Origin of the sequence: Paraburkholderia sediminicola, from assembly GCF_046026895.1 — a bacterium.
GTDB classification, from domain to species: Bacteria; Pseudomonadota; Gammaproteobacteria; order Burkholderiales; family Burkholderiaceae; genus Paraburkholderia; species Paraburkholderia sediminicola_C.
This window is the reverse complement of sequence record NZ_JAQQEU010000296.1, coordinates 1-378: the sequence shown is the minus strand read 5'-3', so window position 1 is coordinate 378 and position 378 is coordinate 1. Positions and strand designations below refer to the sequence as shown.

Genomic DNA, 378 nt, shown 5'->3' with positions numbered 1-378 from the left:
GCGGCGCGGGACGTGGCCGGCGCCATCGTCGACATGCTGTACCCGTCAGGCACTCCGAAGACGATCCCCATTGCGAGCATCACTGGCACCAACGGCAAGACGACCACTTCGCGCATGCTGGCCCAGATCATGAAGCTCGCGGGCTACACCGTCGGCCTCGGTACCACGGATGGCGTATATATTGATGGACGGATGACGCTCGCGGGCGATATGACCGGCGTGTCATCCGCCCGAATGATCCTCGCGGATTGCGCCGTCGACGCCGCCGTGCTGGAAACGGCCCGCGGTGGCCTGCTGCGGCGCGGGCTCGGATACCCCGAATGCAATGTGGCGGCGTGCCTCAACGTGAGCGCCGATCATCTCGGGCTGCGCGGCATA

At 66.1% G+C, this 378-nt stretch carries 1 protein-coding gene; it reads left to right on the top strand.

What is annotated here, in order from left to right; all coding sequences use genetic code 11:
• Positions 1-12: 12 nt before the first annotated feature.
• A partial coding sequence (locus PQR02_RS40845; RefSeq protein WP_408243457.1) for a Mur ligase family protein occupies positions 13-378 on the top strand: 366 nt, incomplete at its 3' end.